Below are 18,798 nucleotides of genomic sequence, written 5' to 3'. Positions count from 1 at the left end.
GCGGGGGGGGCGCCCCCCCCCCCGCCCCCCGCCCCCCCCGGGGCCCCCCCCCCCCCACCCCGCGCCTCAAACGCCGGCGAGGCTGGATCTGGCCAGCGTCTGCCCGCACGCGTCCACCGCGCGGAGCGAATCCAGCCCCTCCGGCGTTTGAGGAGCGGGGGTCCGGGGGCTGGCCCCCGGGAACGGCGCCGCGTGTACGGCGGCACCGGCACGGGCTGCGGTCAGGCCCCCTGGCCCTTGGCGGCCGCCTTCGCCGCCTTCTCCGCGGCTTCCTCCGCCTCCCACTCCGCGATCACGTCGATCGGCGGCGGCGCCTTCGCCAGGAAGGCCCACGTGAAGTAGACCGCCAGCACCATCGGCGGCAGCTTCAGCCCGATCAGCACCCAGCCCAGCTGCGTCGCGTCGCCCCACCAGTACAGCGGGAAGAGGATCGCGTACTTCGCGAGGAAGATGAGCCCCCAGGCCAGACTGGCCTTGGTGTACGCCTTCTTGCGCCCGGGGTTGCGGGTGCGCCAGGAGAGGTTCTCCTTGAAGACCGGCCCCAGGATCACCCCCAGCAGCGGGAAGCCCACCAGCGCGGAGAGCGTGAAGGCCACGCCCAGTCCGGCGCCGTAGATCATGCCGGGCAGGTAGAAGCCCTTCGCGTTGTCGGTGAACAGTGCGAAGGCCACGCCCACGCCCACGCCGAAGACCCCGCTGAAGGCGTGCTTCACCGTGTCCTTGCGCAGCAGCCGCACGATCACCAGCAGGACCGCGACCGCACCCGCCGCGATGGCGGAGCTCTTCACGTCCTTGTTGATCGTGTAGATCATGACGAAGAGCAGCCCGGGGAGCATCGTCTCCACGGTGCCCCGGATCCCTCCGAAGGCGTCGAAGAGGGCCGCCTGCGTCACGGCCTTCTGATCCTCGGCGGGCGAGGCGTCGGGCGTGGTCGGTTTGTCGAGTGACGTCACCGTCAGTGCTCCTGTCCGAGCGGTCGGAGTTCGTACTTCGGGTTGAAGAGCACCCGACGGCCGTGGCTCATCGAGATCCGCCCGGAGGCGATCATGCGACGGCCGGGTTCGATTCCCACGATCGAGCGACGCCCGAGCCATACGACGTCCAGCGCGGCCGAGCCGTCGAACAGCTCGGCCTCCAGCGCGGGGACGCCCGCGCGCGGCCGCAGGGTGACGGTCCGCAGGGTCCCGGTCACCTTGACTATCTGACGGTCGTGGCAGTCGCAGATCCGCGTGCACCCCGCGGCTTCTGCGTCCTCCTGCAGCTCCGCCGAATGCAGCTCCTCCTGCGAGGTGGACAGCCGCTCTATCATCCGGCGGAACCGGCCCGCCGGCCTGGCGGGTTTCGCCGGCTTGGCGGGCTTCTCGGGACGCGGTTCAGCACTCATACAGGAAGCGTACCGGCGCGGCCACTACCTCTCGAAGCGGTATCCCATGCCCGGTTCGGTGATGAAGTGCCTCGGGTGCGAGGGGTCCGCCTCCAGCTTGCGCCGCAGCTGGGCCATGTAGACCCGCAGGTAGTTGGTCTCGGTCCCGTACGAGGGCCCCCAGACCTCCTGGAGCAGCTGCTTCTGGCTGACCAGCTTGCCGCCGTTGCGGACCAGGACCTCCAGCAGGTGCCACTCGGTGGGCGTGAGGCGCACGTCGCGCCCTTCGCGCACCGCCTTCTTCGCCGCGAGGTCCACCGTGAAGTCGTCGGTCTCGACGATCACCTCGTCCTCGCCGGACCCGGCGGAGGGTTCGGCCCTGCGGACGGCGGCGCGCAGCCGCGCCAGCAGCTCGTCCATGCCGAAGGGCTTGGTGACGTAGTCGTCGGCGCCCGCGTCAAGGGCCTCGACCTTCTCGTCGGAGCTGTGCCGGGCGGAGAGGACCAGGATCGGGACGCGGGTCCAGCCGCGCAGCCCCTTGATCACCTCGACCCCGTCCATGTCGGGCAGGCCCAGGTCCAGGACGACCACGTCGGGGTGGCGGGCGGCCGCCAGTTCCAGGGCGCTCGCCCCGTCGGCGGCCGCGTCGACCTCGTACTTGCGTGCCTTCAAGTTGATCACGAGGGCTCGGACGATCTGGGGTTCGTCTTCCACCACGAGCACCCGGGTCATTGAGGTCCTGCCTTCTGTCGTATCGAATCCTGTGGTACCGGATCAAGATCAAAATCTACGGGGCCACGGGCGCGGTCCGTGTCCGCTCCCCCGGGCTCCTGCGGGACGCTGCGCCCCTCGCCGTCCACGCTGACGTGGATCCGCGCCCGCCCGCCGGCCGCCGCCTTGAGCGTGAGCACCATGGTCAGCCCGCCGCCGGGGGTGTCCTCGGCCGCCAGGGTGCCGTCCATGGCCTCCGCGAAGCCGCGTGCGACCGCCAGCCCCAGCCCGACCCCGGCGCCGCGCGGCGCGTCCCCGTGCCGCTGGAAGGGGGCGAAGATCCGGTCCTTGGCCTCGTCGGGCACGCCCGGCCCGCGGTCCACGACCCGCACCTCGACCCGGTCGCCCAGGAAACTGGCCGCCACCAGCACCTGCTCCCCCGCCGGGCTGTACTTGACCGCGTTCTCGACCACGTTGGCCACGGTCCGCTCCAGCAGCCCGGGGTCGACCGCCACCATCGGCAGGGTCTCCGGGATGTCCAGCAGGACGCTGTCCTCGGGTACGCCGCCCAGCGCCATCGGGACCACCTCGTCGAGGTCGATCTCGCGGATCAGCGGGGTGACGGTGCCGGTCTGGAGCCTCGACATGTCCAGCAGGTTCCCCACCAGGTGGTCGAGGCGGTCGGCGCCGTCCTCGATGCCTTCGAGCAGCTCCGCCCGGTCCTCCTCGGACCATTCCACGTCGTCGGAGCGCAGCGAGCTGACGGAGGCCTTGATGGAGGCCAGCGGGGTACGCAGGTCATGGCTGACGGCGGCGAGCAGCGCGGTCCGGATCCGGTTGCCCTCCGCCATCCGGCGGGCCTCCTCCGCCTCCCCGACCAGGCGCTGGCGGTCGAGTACGACGGCGGCCTGGGCGGCGAAGGCGCCGAGCACCCGGCGGTCCTCGGCGGGCAGCACCCGGCCGGACAGGGCCAGGGCCATGTGGTCGCCGATCGGCATGTCCACATCGGCGTCCTCGGGCCGGGAGACCGGGCTCGGGCCGACGCTGCCGGCCGGCTGCCAGGGTTCCACGTCGCTCTCCCGCTCCAGCAGGGCCACCGACTCCATGGCGAAGGTCTCGCGCACCCGCTCCAGCAGCGCGTCCAGGGTGGTCTCGCCGCGCAGCACGCTGCCCGCCAGGAAGGAGAGGATCTCGGACTCGGCGCGCAGCCGGGCGGCCTGGTGGGTGCGGCGGGCCGCCGCGTCCACGACGGAGGCCACGGAGCCGGCCACGCCGAAGAAGACCGCGATGGCCACGATGTTCTTGGGGTCCGAGATGGTGAAGCGGTGGATGGGCGGGGCGAAGTAGTAGTTCAGCAGGAGGGAGCCCAGGGCGGCGGAGGCCAGTGCCGGGTAGAGCCCGCCGAGCAGCGCCGAGGCCACGGTGAGGGCCAGGAAGAGCAGCATCTCGTTGGCGATGCCGGGGTCGGAGTCGATGTGGGTGAGGAACGCCGCGAGCAGTAGCGGCAGGACCACCCCGGCCACCCAGCCGGCCACGATCCGGGGCCGGCCGAGCCGGGCCGCCGAGCGGACGACGGGCAGGCCGCGGCCCTTGGCGACCTCCTCGTGGGTGACGATGTGCACGTCGAGGTCGGGCCCCGAGTCGCGGGCCACGGTGGCGCCGACACCGGCGCCGAAGACGTACTGCCAGGGGCGGCGCCGGCTGGAGCCGAGCACGATCTGGGTGGCGTTGACCCCGCGGGCGAATTCGAGGAGGGCCTCGGGGACGTTGTCGCCGATCACATGGTGAAACGTTCCGCCAAGATCCTCGACCAGCGTCCGCTGGACCGCGAGCTCCTTGGGCGAGGCCGCGGTCAACCCGTCGCTGCGGGCGATGTAGACGGCCAGGATCTCGCTGCCGGAGCCCTTGGCCGCCACCCGGGACGCCCGCCGGATCAAGGTCCGGCCCTCGGGGCCGCCGGTCAGGCCGACCACGATCCGCTCGCGCGCCTGCCAGGTGGAGCGGATGTTGTGCTCGCCCCGGTACTGCTGGAGGTACTCGTCGGCCCGGTCGGCGACCCACAGCAGGGCCAGCTCGCGCAGGGCGGTCAGGTTGCCGGGCCGGAAGTAGTTGGACAGGGCCGCGTCGACCTTGTCCGACTTGTAGATGTTGCCGTGGGCCATGCGGCGGCGCAGGGCCTGCGGGGACATGTCGACGAGCTCGATCTGGTCGGCCCGGCGCACCACCTCGTCCGGGACGGTCTCCCGCTGCCGCACGCCCGTGATCGACTCGACCACGTCGCCGAGGGACTCCAGGTGCTGGATGTTCACGGTGGTGACCACGTCGATCCCGGCCCGCAGCAGCTCTTCCACGTCCTGCCAGCGCTTGGCGTTGCGCGAGCCCGGGACGTTGGTGTGTGCCAGCTCGTCCACCAGGGCCAGCGCGGGCTTGCGCGAGAGGACCGCGTCCACGTCCATCTCGGTGAAGGCGGCGCCCCGGTACGAGAGCTCCTTGCGCTCCACCTGCTCCAGGCCGTGCAGCATCACCTCGGTGCGCGGCCGCCCGTGGTGCTCGACGAAGCCGACCACGCAGTCGGCGCCGCGCTCCACCCGGCGGTGGCCCTCGGAGAGCATGGCGTACGTCTTGCCCACACCGGGTGCCGAGCCGAGATAGATCCTTAGCTTGCCGCGTCCCATGCGCTCATTCTCCGGGACGTTTGCCCCGATCACGCGCCGATCACGGCTTACGGCCCGATCCCTGACGGATCCCTGACACCGATGTCAACAGGCGCCCCGTCCCCGGACCCGTCTCCGGCCACGGACCCGGACGCGGCCGTGGGCCGTACCCCCGAAGGAGTACGGCCCACGGCCGGAAACAGTCGCCCGCGCGTACGGGGGCGGGAAGATCAGCGGACCTCGGTGATCTCCGGGCCGCGCTCCAGCTGGCCCATGCCACCGCCGAAGCGGGAGCCTTCCTGCTCCTCGGTCTGCACGCCGTCCGGCACCATCTGCGCGTCGTTCGGCAGCTTCAGGACGATCGGGTCGCGCGGGGCCATCGGGCCCTCGCCGCGGACCACGACGGTGTCCAGGAAGATCCGCTCCAGCACGCCCGCCGACTCGGGGCGCACCGCGCCCTGGCCGGAGATGACACCGCGCAGGAACCAGCGCGGGCCGTCCACACCGACGAAGCGGACCAGCTGGGCGCCGGTCTGCCCGTCCGGCAGCGGTACGGGCACCTGCGCGCGCAGCTCCCAGCCCAGCGGACCCTCGACCTCGTCGATGATGCCGCCCTGCTTGGTGATGCCCTCGGCGATCTCCTCGCGGACCTCGCCCCAGATGCCTTCCTTGCGGGGCGCGGCGAAGGCCTGCAGCTGTACGGCACTGTCGCCGAGCACCACGGTCGCGGCGACGATCGCGTCACCGGCGACCTCGACGCGCAGCTCCATGCCCTCGACACCCGGTACGAGGATGCCGCCGAGGTCGACCCGGCCGTCCTCGGGGTTGCCGGGCACTTCCGATACGTCCCACGGCCCGTCGGGGCGCGGAGCCGGCGGCAGGTTGAGCCGGCGCGGCGCTACCGCGTCGGCCTCTTCCGCGCCGTCCTGCTCATCGGCGCCGACGCCGTCGACGACCTGCTCGGCCGCGCCGCCGTCCTTGACGGAGTCGTTCTTCTTGCGACGTCCGAACACGTCACTGTCCTTCCCGGTCGGATACGACCGAAGCGTAGCCATTCCCACCCTGCTGACCAGCGCCGGATCCGGCCACGGCCGCATGACCTCCGGTGGAGCCGAAACCCCCCTCGGCCCGCGCCGAGTCGGGAAGTTCCGCCACCTCGTGGAAGCGCACCTTCTCGACCCGCTGGACAACCAGCTGGGCAATGCGGTCGAAACGCTCGAACCTGACGCTCTCGCGCGGGTCGAGATTGACCACGATCACCTTGATCTCCCCACGGTACCCGGCATCCACCGTCCCCGGGGCATTCACGAGCGCGAGCCCGCAGCGGGCGGCCAGGCCCGAGCGCGGGTGCACGAACGCCGCGTAGCCGTCGGGCAGCGCGATGGAGACTCCGGTGCGCAGTACGGCCCGCTCGCCCGGCTCCAGTTCGGCGGCCTCGGTGGTGACCAGATCGCAGCCGGCGTCGCCGGGGTGCCCGTAGGCGGGGATCGGTACCTCCGGGTCCACGCGCCGGATCAGCACGTCGACGCCTGCGCGGGGAGTGTTGTTCTCAGACATCAGGGGTTCACCTCGAAGGCGCGTGCGCGCCTGGCCTGGTCCGGGTCGGCCATCGCCGCCCGGATCTCCTCGGGCCGTCCGTTGTCGATGAAGTGGTCGACCTTCACCTCGATGAAGAGGGCGTCGGCGCGCAGCGCGACGGGTCCCTGCGGGCCGCCTATTCGGCCGATGGCACTGGAGTAGATCTTCCGGCCGGCGACGGCGGTGACCTCGGCCTCCAGGTACAGCACGGTGCCCACGGGCACAGGTCGGACGAAGTCCGTCTCCAGCCGGCCGGTGACGGCGATGACGCGCAGCAGCCAGTTCAGGGAGCCCAGGGTCTCGTCGAGCGCGGTGGCGAGGACGCCGCCGTGGGCGAGGCCGGGCGCGCCCTGGTGGGCGGGCTTGACGGTGAACTCGGCGCTGACGCGCACGCCCTCCCCCGCGCGGGCCTCCAGGTGGAGTCCGTGCGGCTGGCCGTCGCCGCAGCCGAAGCAGTGCTCGTAGTGGGCACCGAGGAGCTCGCCGGGTGCCGGGGCATCGGGGTGCCGCACCGGCGGGGCGGCCTCGGCCGGGGGCGTCAACGCTGTGTTTCGTCCACTCACAGCCGCAGACCTTACCCGCGCGGCTACCCGCCGGTCGCCTCGTGGGAGGCTTGGCCCCATGCAGCCTTCCCCCGCGCACCACGACGAACGCTTGACCGCCCCCCGCGCCTGGTGGGCCATCGCCGTACTCACCGGTCTCGCGTGCGCGCTGATCCTGATGCCGCTGGGCACCATGCCGCTGCTGGCCGGACTGGTCGGGGGCACCGCGCTGACGGGGCTGCTGGTGAGCTCGTACGGGTCCCAGCGCGTGCGCGTGGTGGGCGGAGCGCTGGCGGCCGGGGAGGCCCGGATCCCGGTGACGGCCCTGGGCGACCCGGAGGCCCTGGAGCCGGAAGAGGCCCGCGCCTGGCGGACGTACAAGGCCGACATGCGGGCCTTCATGCTGATGCGCAGCTACGTGACCACGGCGGTCCGGGTCGAGGTCACCGACCCCACGGACCCGACCCCGTACGTCTACGTCTCCACCCGCGAGCCCCAGGCCCTCGTGGCGGCCATCCGCGCGGCGCAGGCCGACGCGAAGACCGCCTGAGGCCCGGCGGGCCGCGGCGGGGTCAGTCGCGCGGGTCGAAGGGCCGGCCCTCAAGGGCGGCCCTGGCGGCCTCGGGAAGGGGCTCGGTGGGCCGCTCAAGGCCCGGGAGCTGCGACAGGGCGTCCCACGGCACGGCCCGGTCCCGCAGGTCCGCACGGACCTTCTCGGCGAGTTTTCGGGTGTCCCGGCGGTTCATGACCGCGCCCACGGCCGCGCCGACCATGAACGGCATCAGGTTCGGCAGGTTGCGGAACATCCGCTTGGTGATCTGCTGGCGCAGTTCGCGCTTCATCTGACCGCCCAGCGCCGCGTTCAGCGTCGTCGGCCTGGTCAGGTCGATGCCGCGCTCTTCCGTCCACGCCACGAGGTAGGCGAAGCTGCGCTCTTTGAGGTTGCCGGGCGGCCGCAGGCCGTAGACCTCGTGGAGTTCGGCGATGAGCTTCAGCTCGATCGCGGCGACCCCTGTGATCTCGGCGGCCAGCTCGGCCGGCATGGCGGGCGGCACCGGCAGCATGGCCGCCGCACCGATGCCCGCGCCGACGGTGGACGTCGCGTTGGCGGCGCCCGTGATCAGCTTGTCGGCCAGCCGGTCGGGCCCGAGGCCCGGGAACTGCGCGCGCAGGGTCGCGAGGTCCCGAACCGGAACGCGCGGTGCGTTCTCGATGACTCGGTCGGTGAGGTAGAGGGCGGCGGCCCTGGCACTTTCGCCGCCCTTGCGCACACCGTTCTTGACGGCTTGCAGCCGACGGACCCCGGTGCGGTACCGGGACCCCTCATCGGCCTCGGAGGCCGACGGCACCGCCTCGGCGGTGTCGGGGAGCACGGCGGGTACGCCGGGGGCTCCAGGGCCCGTTTCCAGGCCCTTGGTTCCCGCCTGCGTCTCCGCCGGATCACCAGGCTTTCGGAAGCGCCGCTTCCGAAATGGTGTCGAGCCGGTCACGGCCGGAGCCTCTCAGTCGCATTCGCGACAGATCGGCTGACCGTTCTTCTCGCGCGCCAGCTGGCTGCGGTGGTGCACCAGGAAGCAGCTCGTGCAGGTGAACTCGTCGGCCTGCTTGGGCAGGACCCGGACGGCCAGTTCCTCGTTGGAGAGGTCCGCGCCGGGCAGGTCGAGGCCTTCCGCATTGTCGATTTCGTCCAGGTCGACGTTCGAGGACGACTTCTCGTTGCGACGAGCCTTCAGCTCTTCGATGCTGTCGTTGTCTACGTCGTCGTCGGTCTTGCGCGGAGTGTCGTAGTCCGTTGCCATAGTTCGCTCTCCCCCTCTGGGATTTAGCGGGTGTCTCAGCGCACGTAACGCGCGAGAGGCCGGACTTGTGCCCGACCCGAGGCGGAGATTTTGCCTCACATCAAGGTCTGTTACTCAATCGACACCCAGCCGCACACCAGAAGGAGCGATTGGCTGGGATGACGACCGGGACCGTACACGGTCCGGGGGCCGTCTTGCACAAACGCCACCCCATGTATTTCCCGCCGTTAGGGGGGCCGGAAACCCGGACTTCCCGGGCTTTTAGCCCCCTCCAAGGTCACTGAACGCTTATGGTCCGACACTCGACACTGTGATCGATCGCACAGAAGTCACTGCCTTCACATTCCAAGCATTCAGCCAACGGCGAACACGGAGTGGCCGGGGTCACACCGGGGTCACAAGGGTAGAGTGACGCGCATCACGAGGCCACCACCCTCCCTCGGGATCGCCTGGATCCTCCCGCCGTGTGCGCGCGCCACAGAGCGCGCGATGGACAGGCCGAGCCCGACACCCTTGTCGCTGCCCGTGCGCTCCGTACGCAGCCGTCTGAAGGGCTCGAAGAGGTTGTCCACCTCGTACGCGGGAACCACGGGACCCGTGTTCGACACCAACAGGACCGCCTGCCCGTGCACGGCCTCGGTGGTGACCTCCACCCAGCCGCCCTCCGGGACGTTGTACCGGACGGCGTTCTGCACCAGGTTGAGCGCGATCCGCTCCAGCAGTACGCCGTTGCCCTGCACGACGGCCAGCGCGCGCTCGCCGCGGATCTCCACGCCCTTGGCGTGGGCCTCCCCGCGCGCCTGGTCGATGGCGCGCGAGGCCACCTCCGCCAGGTCCACGGGCTTGCGCTCGATGATCTGGTTGTCGCTGCGGGCCAGCAGCAGCAGGCCCTCGACCAGCTGCTCGCTGCGCTCGTTGGTGGCGAGCAGGGTCTTGCCGAGCTGCTGGAGCTCCACCGGGGCCCCGGGGTCGGAGAGGTGCACCTCCAGCAGCGTCCGGTTGATGGCCAGCGGGGTCCGCAGCTCGTGCGAGGCGTTGGCCACGAACCTCTGCTGGGCGGTGAAGGCCCGCTCCAGCCGGTCGAGCATCTCGTCGAAGGTGTCGGCGAGCTCCTTGAGCTCGTCGTCCGGCCCGTCCAGCTCGATCCGCCGGGTCAGGTCGGAGCCGACCACCCGGCGGGCAGTCCGGGTGATCTTGCCGAGCGGCGAGAGCACCCGCCCGGCCATCGCGTAGCCGAAGGCGAAGGCGATGATGCTCAGGCCCATGAGGGCCATCAGCGACCGGCTGAGCAGATCGTCCAGCGCGTGCTTGCGCTGGTCGAGGACGCACTGGGCGATCGCGGCGTTGAACTGGTCGTGCGTCTGGCCCGCGGTGCCCACGCCGGGGCAGTTGCTGGTGACCTGGATGTCGGAGCCGCCCACGATCTTGAACGGGAGCGCGTTGCCCTCGCGCAGCGCCTGCGCCGCCAGGAGGTAGATGATCGACAGCAGCAGGATGCCGGCGATCAGGAACATCCCGCCGTACAGCAGCGTCAGACGTATCCGGATGGTCGGCCGCAGCCAAGGGAAAGGACCCTCGGGCTGGCCGGGGTCCCAGTTCGGTTTCGGTGGCGCCGCCGGTGGCGCCGGGGTCGCTGCCACCCGCGTCAGATCCGGTAGCCGGAACCGGGAACGGTCACGATGACCGGGGGCTCCCCGAGCTTGCGCCGCAGGGTCATCACCGTCACGCGCACCACGTTGGTGAACGGGTCGGTGTTCTCGTCCCACGCCTTCTCCAGGAGCTGCTCGGCGGACACGACGGTGCCCTCGCTGCGCATGAGGACCTCCAGCACCGCGAACTCCTTCGGCGCCAGCTGCACCTCCTTGCCCTCGCGGAAGACCTCGCGCCGGTTCGGGTCCAGCTTGATCCCGGCGCGCTCCAGTACGGGGGGCAGGGCGACCGTGGTGCGGCGCCCGAGGGCTCGTACCCGCGCGGTCAGCTCCGTGAACGCGAAGGGCTTGGGCAGATAGTCGTCCGCCCCGAGCTCCAGGCCCTCGACCCGGTCGCTCACGTCGCCGGACGCCGTCAGCATGAGCACGCGGGTGGGCATGCCGAGCTCGACGATCTTCCGGCAGACGTCGTCACCGTGCACGAGCGGGAGGTCCCGGTCGAGCACGACCACGTCGTAGTCGTTCACTCCGACGCGCTCCAGGGCCGCGGCGCCGTCGTACACGACGTCCACGGCCATGGCCTCCCGGCGCAGTCCGGTGGCAACCGCATCGGCGAGCAGCTGCTCGTCCTCGACGACGAGTACGCGCACGTCGTTTCCTTCCTCAGTGCCCTTCAGGGCAGGCGTGTGGTGCGTCGTCCATCCTGCCCGTTTCGGCCGTAAACCGGCTGTAAGACGCCGGTGGGGCTCACCCGGACCCTCCGTGCGGGGACGGAAGTGAGGATTCCCTCGCCTTACGAGGTTTCTGGGGCCAGGGCGGTGGGGAGGACGACTTCACACCCCGAAAACTCCCTGATGGCGGACTGCCACGTGCCGCCGCCGACCCATGAAGAGGGGGCGCACCCACCATGGACGCATTCACCGCAGGTCTCCTGCAGCGCATCAGGAGCACGCAGACGGACCTCAGGCAGGCCCGCGAGACGGGCGACGACTTCCTCGCGGAAGTGGAACAGGCGGAGCTGGAAGACCTTCAGCGCCTCGCCGCCGAGCACGGCGTTCCGGTCTCGGTCCCCGCCTGCTGACACCCGATCGGCCGACACCACGCACGCTCCGAACCCCGGCAGCCGCCACTTGGCCGCCGGGGTTCCTTCTCGCGGGCGGCGCGCCGTCCGCTCAGTCGTGCCAGGCCCCGGCCTCGTCCAGCAGCGGCTGCAGCGAGGCGAACACCGCCGGCGTGGCCGCCAGCGCGAGCTCGCCCGAGGCCGGTTCCCCGGGCCGTCCCCCGGTCAGCGCGCCGGCTTCCCGTGCGATCAGCTCGCCCGCCGCCAGGTCCCAGGGGTTCAGCCCGCGCTCCCAGTACCCGTCCAGCCGCCCGGCGGCCACGTCGCACAGGTCCACCGCCGCCGACCCGCCGCGCCGGATGTCGCGGACCGCCGGAATGATCCGCTGCGCGACGTCTGCCTGGTGGGCCTTGCGGGTCTGGACGTACGCGAACCCGGTGCCGATCAGCGCCTGGTCCAGCGGAGCGGCCGCGCGGCAGGCCAGCCGGCGCTCGCCGAGCCAGGCCCCGCGCCCCAGCACCGCGTGGTACGTCTCCCCGCGCATCGGCGCGGCCACCACCCCGGCCACGGTCTGCCCGAGGTACTCGGCCGCGATGGACACGCCCCAGGTCGGCAGCCCGTAGAGGTAGTTCACGGTGCCGTCCAGCGGGTCGATGACCCACCGCACGCCGCTGGTCCCCGCCGTGTCGGAGCCCTCCTCGCCCAGCAGCCCGTCCTCGGGCCGCCGCTCCGCGAGGATCCCGGTGATCAGCTTCTCCGCCGCGATGTCCATCTCGGTCACCACGTCGATGGGGCTGGACTTGGTCGACGCGACCGCCAGATCGGCCGGCCGGCCGTCCCGCAGCAGCTCGCCCGCCCGCCGGGCGGCCTCCAGGCCCACAGCCAGCAGTTCGGTCTTCAGCTCTTCGGAAATCACAGCCGGATCCAATCCCTATGCGTGCCTGTACGTGCCTGTACGTGCCTGTACGTGCCGAACGTGCTGTGCGTGCCCGTGCCGCCGCTACGCGTACGGGCTGTCCTCCCCCGCAGCTGCCGGACGCGGTCCCCGGGCCGGGCAGCAGCCCACGGCGCACAGGTCGTGGCCGGCTCCGAGCAGCCCGAGCGCGCAACGCTCCACGGCCTCGCCGCGTTCCGTCGCGGCCCGCTCCAGCACGAGGTCCCGTACCGCCGCCGCGAACCGGGGGTCGGCGCCGACCGTCGCCGAGCGGGCGATGGGCAGCCCCAGCTCGGCGGCCTTGGCGGTGGCCTCCGTGTCGAGGTCGTACAGGACCTCCATGTGGTCCGAGACGAAGCCGATCGGCACCATGACCACCGCCGGGGCGCCCGCCCCGTGCAGGGCCTCCAGGTGGTCGCAGATGTCCGGCTCCAGCCACGGGATGTGCGGGGCGCCGCTGCGCGACTGGTAGACGAGCTCCCAGGGCAGTTCGGTGCCGGTCTCGGCCCGGACCGCGTCGGCGATGACCTTCGCGACGTCCAGGTGCTGCTTGACGTAGGCCCCGCCCTCTCCGTCGGCGGTGTGTTCCTCGGTCGGACCGGAGGCGTCGGCCGCCGCGGTGGGGATGGAGTGCGTGGTGAAGACCAGGCGGGCGCCGCCCCGGACCTCGGCGGGCAGCGACTCCAGCGCCGCGAGCACCCCGTCGATCATGGGCTGCACGAAGCCTGGGTGGTTGAAGTAGTGCCGCAGCTTGTCGACCCTGGGCAGGTCTGCCTCGGCCACGCCCTCCTCGACCAGCAGCGCGAGCGCGTCGGCGAGGTTCTCGCGGTACTGCCGGCAGCCCGAGTACGAGGCGTAGGCGCTGGTCGCGAGGACCGCGATGCGGCGGCGGCCGTCGGCGGCCATCTCGCGCATCACGTCGTCGAGGTACGGGGCCCAGTTGCGGTTGCCCCAGTAGACCGGCAGGTCCAGCCCGTGCTCGGCGAAGTCCTTGCGCAGCGCGTCCAGCAGCTCGCGGTTCTGCCCGTTGATGGGGCTGACGCCGCCGAAGCCGAAGTAGTGCTGCCCGACCTCCTTGAGCCGCTCGCGCGGGATGCCGCGCCCGCGCGTGACGTTCTCCAGGAACGGCACGACGTCGTCGGGTCCCTCGGGGCCGCCGAAGGAGAGCAGCAGGAGGGCGTCGTAGGGGGCGGCGGGGCCTTCGGCCGTGCCTGCGCCGGCGGCGGAGGCGGGAGCGGAGGCGGAGGCGCGGAGCTGGTCAGACATGTTTCGAATCCTGCCACCCGCCCCCGCCGGCCGGGAAACAGGCCCGGCGACCAGGCCCGCCCCGCCACAGGTAAGGTCACCCTTACTTCCTGTCGATTTCTCCCCATGCGGGCGCCATGTGTGCGGTCGTAACCTGTATGGGCCAATGACGTCCCTTACGGAGGGCACCTTGCCCAGTCCCTACCGCGCGATATTCGCGGCCCCCGGAAGCCGGTCGTTCAGCGCGGCCGGCCTCATAGGCCGGATGCCGCTGTCGATGGTCGGCGTCGGCATCCTCACGATGATCTCCCAGCTCACCGGCCGGTACTCGCTGGCCGGGGCGCTCACCGCCACCCTCGCGCTCTCCGCGGCCGCCATCGGCCCCCAGGTCTCCCGCCTCGTCGACCAGTACGGCCAGCGCCGCGTCCTGCGCCCGGCGAGCCTGCTCGCGGCCCTGGCCGTGGCCGGCCTGCTGCTCTGCGCGGCCAACCACGCGCCCGACTGGACCCTGTTCGTCTTCTCCGCCCTCGCGGGCTGCGTGCCCAGCGTGGGCTCGATGATCCGCGCCCGGTGGACGGCCATCTACCGGGACTCCCCGCGCGAACTGCACACGGCGTACTCCCTGGAGTCCGTCCTCGACGAGGTCTGCTTCATCTTCGGCCCGATCCTCGCCATCGGGCTCTCCACCACCTGGTTCCCCGAGGCCGGCCCGCTGGTCGCCGGTGTCTTCCTGCTGGTGGGCGTGTGGTGGCTGACCGCGCAGCGCACCACCGAGCCCGCCCCGCACCCGCGCGGCGCGGACACCGACCGGACCTCCGCCCTGCGCTCCCCCGGACTCCAGGTGCTGATGGCCACCTTCGTGGCCACGGGGGCCATCTTCGGCTCCATCGACGTCGTCACCCTGGCCTTCGCCGAGGAGCAGGGCCACAAGGCCGCCGCCAGCTTCATCCTGGCCGTCTGGGCGGTCGGCTCCTGCCTCGCGGGCATCGTCTTCGGGCTGCTCCACCTGAAGGGCCGGGCAGAACCCAGGTGGGTGCTGGGCATATGTGCGATGGCCGTGAGTATGATCCCCCTCCTACTGGCCGGGAACCTTCCGTTTCTGGCCGTGGCGCTCTTCGTCTCGGGCCTCGCCATCGCTCCCACGATGATCACCACGATGGCCCTGATCGAGGCGCACGTACCACGCGCGAAGCTGACCGAGGGCATGACCTGGATCAGCACCGGCCTCGCGGTCGGAGTCGCGCTCGGCTCCTCCGTGGCCGGCTGGGTCATCGACGCCGCCGGCGCGAGGACCGGGTACGTCGTCTCGATCTCGGCGGGGGCCGCCGCGGCGGCGGTGGCGTTCGCGGGTTATCGCCGGCTGACGAGGTCGGCGCAAGGGGAGGAGCCTTCCAACGATGGCTACGACGGGGACAGCAGGGACGAGCGGGACACGGACCGCCGCGTGGCATAACTGGGCGGGCAACGTCACCGCCACGCCCACGCGCGTGGTGACCCCCGCATCGGTGGGCGGGCTCCAGGAGGCGGTCCGCCGGGCCGCCGAGGAGGGGCTGAAGGTGAAGGCGGTCGGCACCGGCCACTCCTTCACCGCGGCCGCCGCGACCGACGGCGTACTGATACGCCCGCAGGCACTGGCCGGGATCCAGGCGATCGACCGGACCGCGGGGACGGTCACCGTGGCGGCGGGCACGGTCCTCAAGGACCTGAACCTGGCCCTCGCCAAGGAAGGCCTGTCGCTCACGAACATGGGCGACATCATGGAGCAGACGGTCTCGGGGGCCACCAGCACCGGCACCCACGGCACCGGCCGCGACTCGGCCTCCATCGCCGCCCAGATCCGCGGCCTGGAGCTGGTCACCGCCGACGGCACGCTGCTCACGTGCTCGGAGAAGGAGAATCCCGAGGTCTTCGCGGCGGCCCGGCTCGGCATCGGGGCGCTCGGCGTCGTCACCGCGATCACCTTCGCCGTGGAGCCGCTCTTCTTCCTGACCGCCCGTGAGGAGCCCATGGGCTTCGACCGGGTGACCGCCGAGTTCGACCAGCACCACGCGGAGAACGAGCACTTCGAGTTCTACTGGTTCCCGCACACCGGCAACTGCAACACCAAGCGCAACAACCGCAGCCAGGGCCCGGCCGCCCCGCCCGGAGCGGTCTCCGCCTGGGTCGAGGACGAGCTGCTGTCCAACGGCCTCTTCCAGGCCGTGAACTCCTTCGGCCGCGCGGTCCCGGCGGCCATCCCCTCCATCGCCCGGATCGCGAGCCGCGCCCTGTCCGCGCGGACCTACACGGACATCCCGTACAAGGTGTTCACCAGCCCGCGCCGGGTGCGGTTCGTGGAGATGGAGTACGCCTTCCCGCGCGAGCGGGTCGTCGAGGCGCTACGGGAGCTCAAGGCCATGGTCGACCGCTCCGACCTGCGGATCAGCTTCCCGGTGGAGGTGCGGACGGCTCCGGCGGACGACATCACCCTGTCGACGGCCTCGGGCCGCGAGAGCGCGTACATCGCGGTGCACATGTACAAGGGCACCCCGTACCAGGCCTACTTCACCGCCGCCGAGCGGATCTTCACGGAGCACGGCGGTCGGCCGCACTGGGGCAAGGTGCACACGCGGGACGCGGAGTACTTCGCCCGGGTGTACCCGCGCTTCGGGGAGTTCACCGCGCTCCGGGACCGGCTGGACCCGGACCGGGTGTTCGGCAACGACTACCTGCGCCGGGTCTTGGGGGACTGAGCCTGGCGGGGGCTGAGCCCGCATCAGGGGGTCCGCGACTCCTGGCCGGTGCCGGTGCCCGCGCCGCCGCCGCCCGGGGTCGCCTGGCCGGTGCTCGGCGGCGGGGTCGGCGCGGGGGTCGGCGTCGGCTTCGGGTCGGGCTTCGGCGGGGTCGGGCTCGGCGTCGGATCCGGGGACGGGGAGGGATCCGGGGCGGGACTCGGGTTCCCCTTCGAGGGCGAGGGGCTCGGGGAGTTCCCGGTCCCGGGGGTCGTCCCGCCCTTGTCCCTGTCCTTGCCGCCGCGGCCGGGCTCGTTCCCGGTGTTCCCGGTGTCCGGCTTGCCCGTGCCGGCGTTCTGGGCCGTACCGCCCCAGACGGTCTTGGAATCGCTGCTGACCGCGGTCCCGGAGAACGCCTCGTAGGCGGCGATCCCGCCGATCGAGATGGCGAAGGCGGCGGCCGACGCCACGGCCGTGCGCTTCCAGCCCCGGACGCGGCTGCCGTGCACCGTGCCCTCGCCGAACTCCTCCGAGAGCCCGGGCGGAGGCGGGAGCGGGGTGGCCCGGAGCATCATCGTGCCGTCGGGGGCGCGCTCCTCGCGGGCCTCCTCCACCGGTACCTGACGGGCCTTCGGGCGGGCGCTCTCGCGCAGCTGGTCGCCGGTGCGCCGGAAGAAGTGCTGGATGACGGGCCCGCCGGCGGTGGCCACCACGCTCACCACACCGGCGCCGAGGATGGTCCCGTAGACGCCCATCTTCGAGGCGAGCAGGGCCGCCGCGACCGTGGCGAGGGAGGAGCCCGCGACCTGAGTCGCGCTCAGGTCGAGCTTCTTCTTCTCCGTCTCCCGCTCCGGCTCGGTGTCCAGCACCGTCTTCTGACCCATCGCCATCCCCTGCGTGTCCCGGTCCTCTCGCGCTTCACCGCTTTCTCCAGTTACTGACCCCTGAGCGAAACGGATAGTTCCATTTCTGGGGATTCTGTGAAGCAGGACACCCGAAAACGAACGCGCCCGCAGGTCCGGCCGGATGGGGGCCCGTCAGAGGGCAGCCCAACTCCCGCCGTCCGGGACAAGTTCGGCGGCGCGGCGGTCCACCCAGGTGGCCCGAATGGAGTACTGTGGCGAGCCCTGGGGCCGTCCTTCCTTATCGATGTCCGGACCCGGGAGAGGGGGCCGGCTGATGGAAAAACGGCACTCGAGACCGGCGATGCCGCGGTATTGCACGGGATCCTGCTGCGCACAGTAATCGTTCGGTCACTGTGCGTGCCCAACAGGTAACCGTGCCATAACAGCGATCAAGGGCGCATGCCCGACACGCCGGTTTAACTCGGCAAGGTAGTGGCAGGCTGCACCCGGGCAGGCCACACTCGACTAGCGGAAGCAGCGACGCACGTGACGTCGGCAGGCACCACCCGGGAGGTCCCCATGCCCGAACTGCGTGTCGTGGCCGTCTCAAATGACGGCACACGACTGGTGCTCAAGGCTGCGGACAGCACGGAGTACACGCTTGCGATCGACGAGCGTCTCCGGGCTGCCGTGCGCAACGACCGTGCGCGCCTGAACCAGATCGAGATCGAGGTGGAGAGCCACCTCCGCCCCCGCGACATCCAGGCCCGCATACGGGCCGGTGCCTCCGCGGAGGAGGTCGCTCAGCTCGCCGGCATCCCCGTCGACCGGGTACGCCGCTTCGAGGGCCCCGTGCTCGCGGAGCGCGCCTTCATGGCGGAGCGGGCCCGCAAGACCCCCGTGCGCCGCCCCGGCGAGAACACCGGCCCCCAGCTCGGCGAGGCAGTGCAGGAACGGCTGACGCTGCGCGGCGCCGAAAAGGAATCCGTCCAGTGGGACTCGTGGCGCCGTGACGACGGCACCTGGGAGGTCCTCCTGGTGTACCGGGTCGCGAGCGAACCGCACTCGGCGAGCTGGACCTACGACCCGCCGCGCCGGCTGGTCGTGGCCGTGGACGACGAGGCCCGCTCGCTGATCGGCGAGTCGGACGACCTGCCCGCGACGCCGGAGCCGAGCTTCCCCTTCGTGCCGCGCATCGCCCGGCTGCCGCGGGACCGGCCGCTGGACCGCGCGCTCGACCGCCAGCTGGAGCGCCCTGTCGCTCCGGCCCCGCCTCCTCCTCCGGAGCCGGAGGAGGAGCGGGACACCCTGACGGCCCTGCTGGAGTCGGTACCGAGCTTCCGCGGCGACCTGGTGGTGCCGGAGCCGCTGGAGGAACCGGAGTCCGAGGAACCGCCGGCGGCCTCCGCCGGCGCGGGTACCGCGTACGCGGACGTCCTGATGCCGCGCACCGTGGCGGGCCACCGGGACCGGCTCACCGGCACGACCGACCGCCAGGCCGAGGCCGACGGCGTCCGGCCGGGCCGCCGCGCGGCGGTCCCGAGCTGGGACGAGATCGTCTTCGGCACCCGCCGCAAGAAACAGGAGTAGCCCTCCGCCGAGGGGGGGGGGGCCGCCCCCCCCCCCGGGCGGCGCCGACTCGCACGCCCAGCGCCGCGCGGCGCACCCCCCCCCCGCCACCCCCCGGGCGGGCGCGCCGAGGGCGCC

The 18,798-nt window shown here is 71.9% G+C and carries 19 protein-coding genes; 5 read left to right on the top strand and 14 right to left on the bottom strand.

Annotation, left to right across the window (positions count from 1 at the left end; all coding sequences use genetic code 11):
• Positions 1 to 221: 221 nt before the first annotated feature.
• From ACFXDJ_RS14015 to ACFXDJ_RS13985, 7 genes are all read right to left on the bottom strand, one after another.
• Positions 222 to 953 (bottom strand): DUF3159 domain-containing protein, encoded by a 732-nt coding sequence (locus ACFXDJ_RS14015; protein ID WP_384663560.1) that lies wholly within the window; start codon positions 951 to 953, stop codon positions 222 to 224.
• A 2-nt stretch (positions 954 to 955) separates the two neighbouring features.
• Positions 956 to 1,384, bottom strand: a complete 429-nt coding sequence (locus tag ACFXDJ_RS14010; RefSeq protein WP_112451269.1) for an OB-fold nucleic acid binding domain-containing protein — start codon at positions 1,382 to 1,384, stop codon at positions 956 to 958.
• 24 nt (positions 1,385 to 1,408) lie between these two features.
• On the bottom strand, positions 1,409 to 2,095 hold the full coding sequence (locus ACFXDJ_RS14005; RefSeq protein WP_384663562.1) for a response regulator: 687 nt from the start codon (positions 2,093 to 2,095) through the stop codon (positions 1,409 to 1,411).
• Entirely contained in the window at positions 2,092 to 4,749 is a 2,658-nt protein-coding gene (locus ACFXDJ_RS14000; protein WP_384663564.1) for an ATP-binding protein, read from the bottom strand. Before ACFXDJ_RS14000 ends, ACFXDJ_RS14005 begins: the two co-directional genes overlap by 4 nt.
• 209 nt (positions 4,750 to 4,958) lie before the next feature.
• Positions 4,959 to 5,741, bottom strand: a complete 783-nt coding sequence (locus tag ACFXDJ_RS13995) for a DUF3710 domain-containing protein (protein WP_384663499.1) — start codon at positions 5,739 to 5,741, stop codon at positions 4,959 to 4,961.
• Position 5,742: 1 nt separating this feature from the next.
• Complete coding sequence (gene dut / locus ACFXDJ_RS13990) at positions 5,743 to 6,285, bottom strand: dUTP diphosphatase (protein ID WP_384663501.1); 543 nt, start codon at positions 6,283 to 6,285, stop codon at positions 5,743 to 5,745.
• Positions 6,285 to 6,869 (bottom strand): PaaI family thioesterase, encoded by a 585-nt coding sequence (locus tag ACFXDJ_RS13985; RefSeq protein ID WP_384663503.1) that lies wholly within the window; start codon positions 6,867 to 6,869, stop codon positions 6,285 to 6,287. The genes dut and ACFXDJ_RS13985 overlap by 1 nt, the downstream gene beginning before the upstream one ends.
• Positions 6,870 to 6,927: 58 nt before the next feature.
• On the opposite strand from ACFXDJ_RS13985, the gene ACFXDJ_RS13980 reads away from it, so the two are divergent.
• A complete protein-coding gene (locus tag ACFXDJ_RS13980; RefSeq protein ID WP_384663504.1) occupies positions 6,928 to 7,398 on the top strand; it encodes a DUF3093 domain-containing protein in 471 nt (156 codons plus the stop codon).
• Positions 7,399 to 7,420: 22 nt separating this feature from the next.
• Here the strand turns inward: ACFXDJ_RS13980 and ACFXDJ_RS13975 are convergent, their stop codons facing one another.
• From ACFXDJ_RS13975 to ACFXDJ_RS13960, 4 genes are all read right to left on the bottom strand, one after another.
• Positions 7,421 to 8,338: a hypothetical protein gene (locus ACFXDJ_RS13975; RefSeq protein WP_384663506.1), complete on the bottom strand. Its 918-nt coding sequence runs from the start codon at positions 8,336 to 8,338 to the stop codon at positions 7,421 to 7,423.
• 12 nt (positions 8,339 to 8,350) lie between these two features.
• Entirely contained in the window at positions 8,351 to 8,647 is a 297-nt protein-coding gene (locus ACFXDJ_RS13970) for a DUF4193 domain-containing protein (protein WP_112451146.1), read from the bottom strand.
• Positions 8,648 to 9,042: 395 nt separating this feature from the next.
• Entirely contained in the window at positions 9,043 to 10,287 is a 1,245-nt protein-coding gene (locus ACFXDJ_RS13965) for a sensor histidine kinase (protein ID WP_384849086.1), read from the bottom strand.
• A gap of 5 nt (positions 10,288 to 10,292) precedes the next feature.
• Positions 10,293 to 10,946, bottom strand: coding sequence for a response regulator transcription factor (locus ACFXDJ_RS13960; RefSeq protein ID WP_030008767.1), 654 nt, complete (start codon positions 10,944 to 10,946; stop codon positions 10,293 to 10,295).
• Between the two features lie 257 nt (positions 10,947 to 11,203).
• On the opposite strand from ACFXDJ_RS13960, the gene ACFXDJ_RS13955 reads away from it, so the two are divergent.
• Positions 11,204 to 11,377 carry a hypothetical protein gene (locus tag ACFXDJ_RS13955; protein ID WP_384662218.1) on the top strand — a complete coding sequence of 58 codons (174 nt, stop codon included), beginning with the start codon at positions 11,204 to 11,206 and terminating at the stop codon, positions 11,375 to 11,377.
• Between the two features lie 91 nt (positions 11,378 to 11,468).
• Here ACFXDJ_RS13955 and ACFXDJ_RS13950 read toward each other — a convergent pair whose 3' ends face one another.
• Both ACFXDJ_RS13950 and ACFXDJ_RS13945 read right to left on the bottom strand, forming a co-directional pair.
• The gene (locus ACFXDJ_RS13950) at positions 11,469 to 12,272 is read right to left on the bottom strand and encodes an inositol monophosphatase family protein (RefSeq protein ID WP_384662221.1); all 804 of its coding nucleotides are present in this window, start codon (positions 12,270 to 12,272) and stop codon (positions 11,469 to 11,471) included.
• An 84-nt stretch (positions 12,273 to 12,356) separates the two neighbouring features.
• Positions 12,357 to 13,556: a ferrochelatase gene (locus tag ACFXDJ_RS13945; protein WP_384662224.1), complete on the bottom strand. Its 1,200-nt coding sequence runs from the start codon at positions 13,554 to 13,556 to the stop codon at positions 12,357 to 12,359.
• Between the two features lie 169 nt (positions 13,557 to 13,725).
• Here ACFXDJ_RS13945 and ACFXDJ_RS13940 point away from each other — a divergent pair, with 169 nt between their 5' ends.
• Complete coding sequence (locus tag ACFXDJ_RS13940; protein ID WP_384662227.1) at positions 13,726 to 14,988, top strand: MFS transporter; 1,263 nt, start codon at positions 13,726 to 13,728, stop codon at positions 14,986 to 14,988.
• Positions 14,933 to 16,267, top strand: coding sequence for a D-arabinono-1,4-lactone oxidase (locus ACFXDJ_RS13935; protein ID WP_384662229.1), 1,335 nt, complete (start codon positions 14,933 to 14,935; stop codon positions 16,265 to 16,267). The genes ACFXDJ_RS13940 and ACFXDJ_RS13935 overlap by 56 nt, the downstream gene beginning before the upstream one ends.
• 23 nt (positions 16,268 to 16,290) lie before the next feature.
• Here the strand turns inward: ACFXDJ_RS13935 and ACFXDJ_RS13930 are convergent, their stop codons facing one another.
• Entirely contained in the window at positions 16,291 to 17,130 is an 840-nt protein-coding gene (locus ACFXDJ_RS13930; protein ID WP_384662232.1) for a hypothetical protein, read from the bottom strand.
• Between the two features lie 540 nt (positions 17,131 to 17,670).
• Between ACFXDJ_RS13930 and sepH the strand changes: the two genes are divergently transcribed.
• Positions 17,671 to 18,681, top strand: coding sequence for a septation protein SepH (sepH, locus tag ACFXDJ_RS13925; RefSeq protein WP_384849083.1), 1,011 nt, complete (start codon positions 17,671 to 17,673; stop codon positions 18,679 to 18,681).
• Positions 18,682 to 18,798: the final 117 nt, after the last annotated feature.

Origin of the sequence: Streptomyces sp. NPDC059443, from assembly GCF_042750105.1 — a bacterium.
Lineage (GTDB): Bacteria > Actinomycetota > Actinomycetes > Streptomycetales > Streptomycetaceae > Streptomyces.
Note: the sequence above shows the minus strand (reverse complement) of the source record. Positions and strands in the feature narration are given on the sequence as shown.

What these genes read in the sequence shown, in the direction of transcription:
- ACFXDJ_RS14010 (WP_112451269.1), bottom strand. Translation starts at nt 1,384, where the DNA reads ATGAGTGCTGAACCGCGTCCCGAGAAGCCCGCCAAGCCGGCGAAACCC.
- ACFXDJ_RS14005 (WP_384663562.1), bottom strand. Translation starts at nt 2,095, where the DNA reads ATGACCCGGGTGCTCGTGGTGGAAGACGAACCCCAGATCGTCCGAGCC.
- ACFXDJ_RS14000 (WP_384663564.1), bottom strand. Translation starts at nt 4,749, where the DNA reads ATGGGACGCGGCAAGCTAAGGATCTATCTCGGCTCGGCACCCGGTGTG.
- dut (WP_384663501.1), bottom strand. Translation starts at nt 6,285, where the DNA reads ATGTCTGAGAACAACACTCCCCGCGCAGGCGTCGACGTGCTGATCCGG.
- ACFXDJ_RS13980 (WP_384663504.1), top strand. Translation starts at nt 6,928, where the DNA reads ATGCAGCCTTCCCCCGCGCACCACGACGAACGCTTGACCGCCCCCCGC.
- ACFXDJ_RS13970 (WP_112451146.1), bottom strand. Translation starts at nt 8,647, where the DNA reads ATGGCAACGGACTACGACACTCCGCGCAAGACCGACGACGACGTAGAC.
- ACFXDJ_RS13955 (WP_384662218.1), top strand. Translation starts at nt 11,204, where the DNA reads ATGGACGCATTCACCGCAGGTCTCCTGCAGCGCATCAGGAGCACGCAG.
- ACFXDJ_RS13945 (WP_384662224.1), bottom strand. Translation starts at nt 13,556, where the DNA reads ATGTCTGACCAGCTCCGCGCCTCCGCCTCCGCTCCCGCCTCCGCCGCC.
- ACFXDJ_RS13935 (WP_384662229.1), top strand. Translation starts at nt 14,933, where the DNA reads ATGGCTACGACGGGGACAGCAGGGACGAGCGGGACACGGACCGCCGCG.
- ACFXDJ_RS13930 (WP_384662232.1), bottom strand. Translation starts at nt 17,130, where the DNA reads ATGGGTCAGAAGACGGTGCTGGACACCGAGCCGGAGCGGGAGACGGAG.
- sepH (WP_384849083.1), top strand. Translation starts at nt 17,671, where the DNA reads ATGCCCGAACTGCGTGTCGTGGCCGTCTCAAATGACGGCACACGACTG.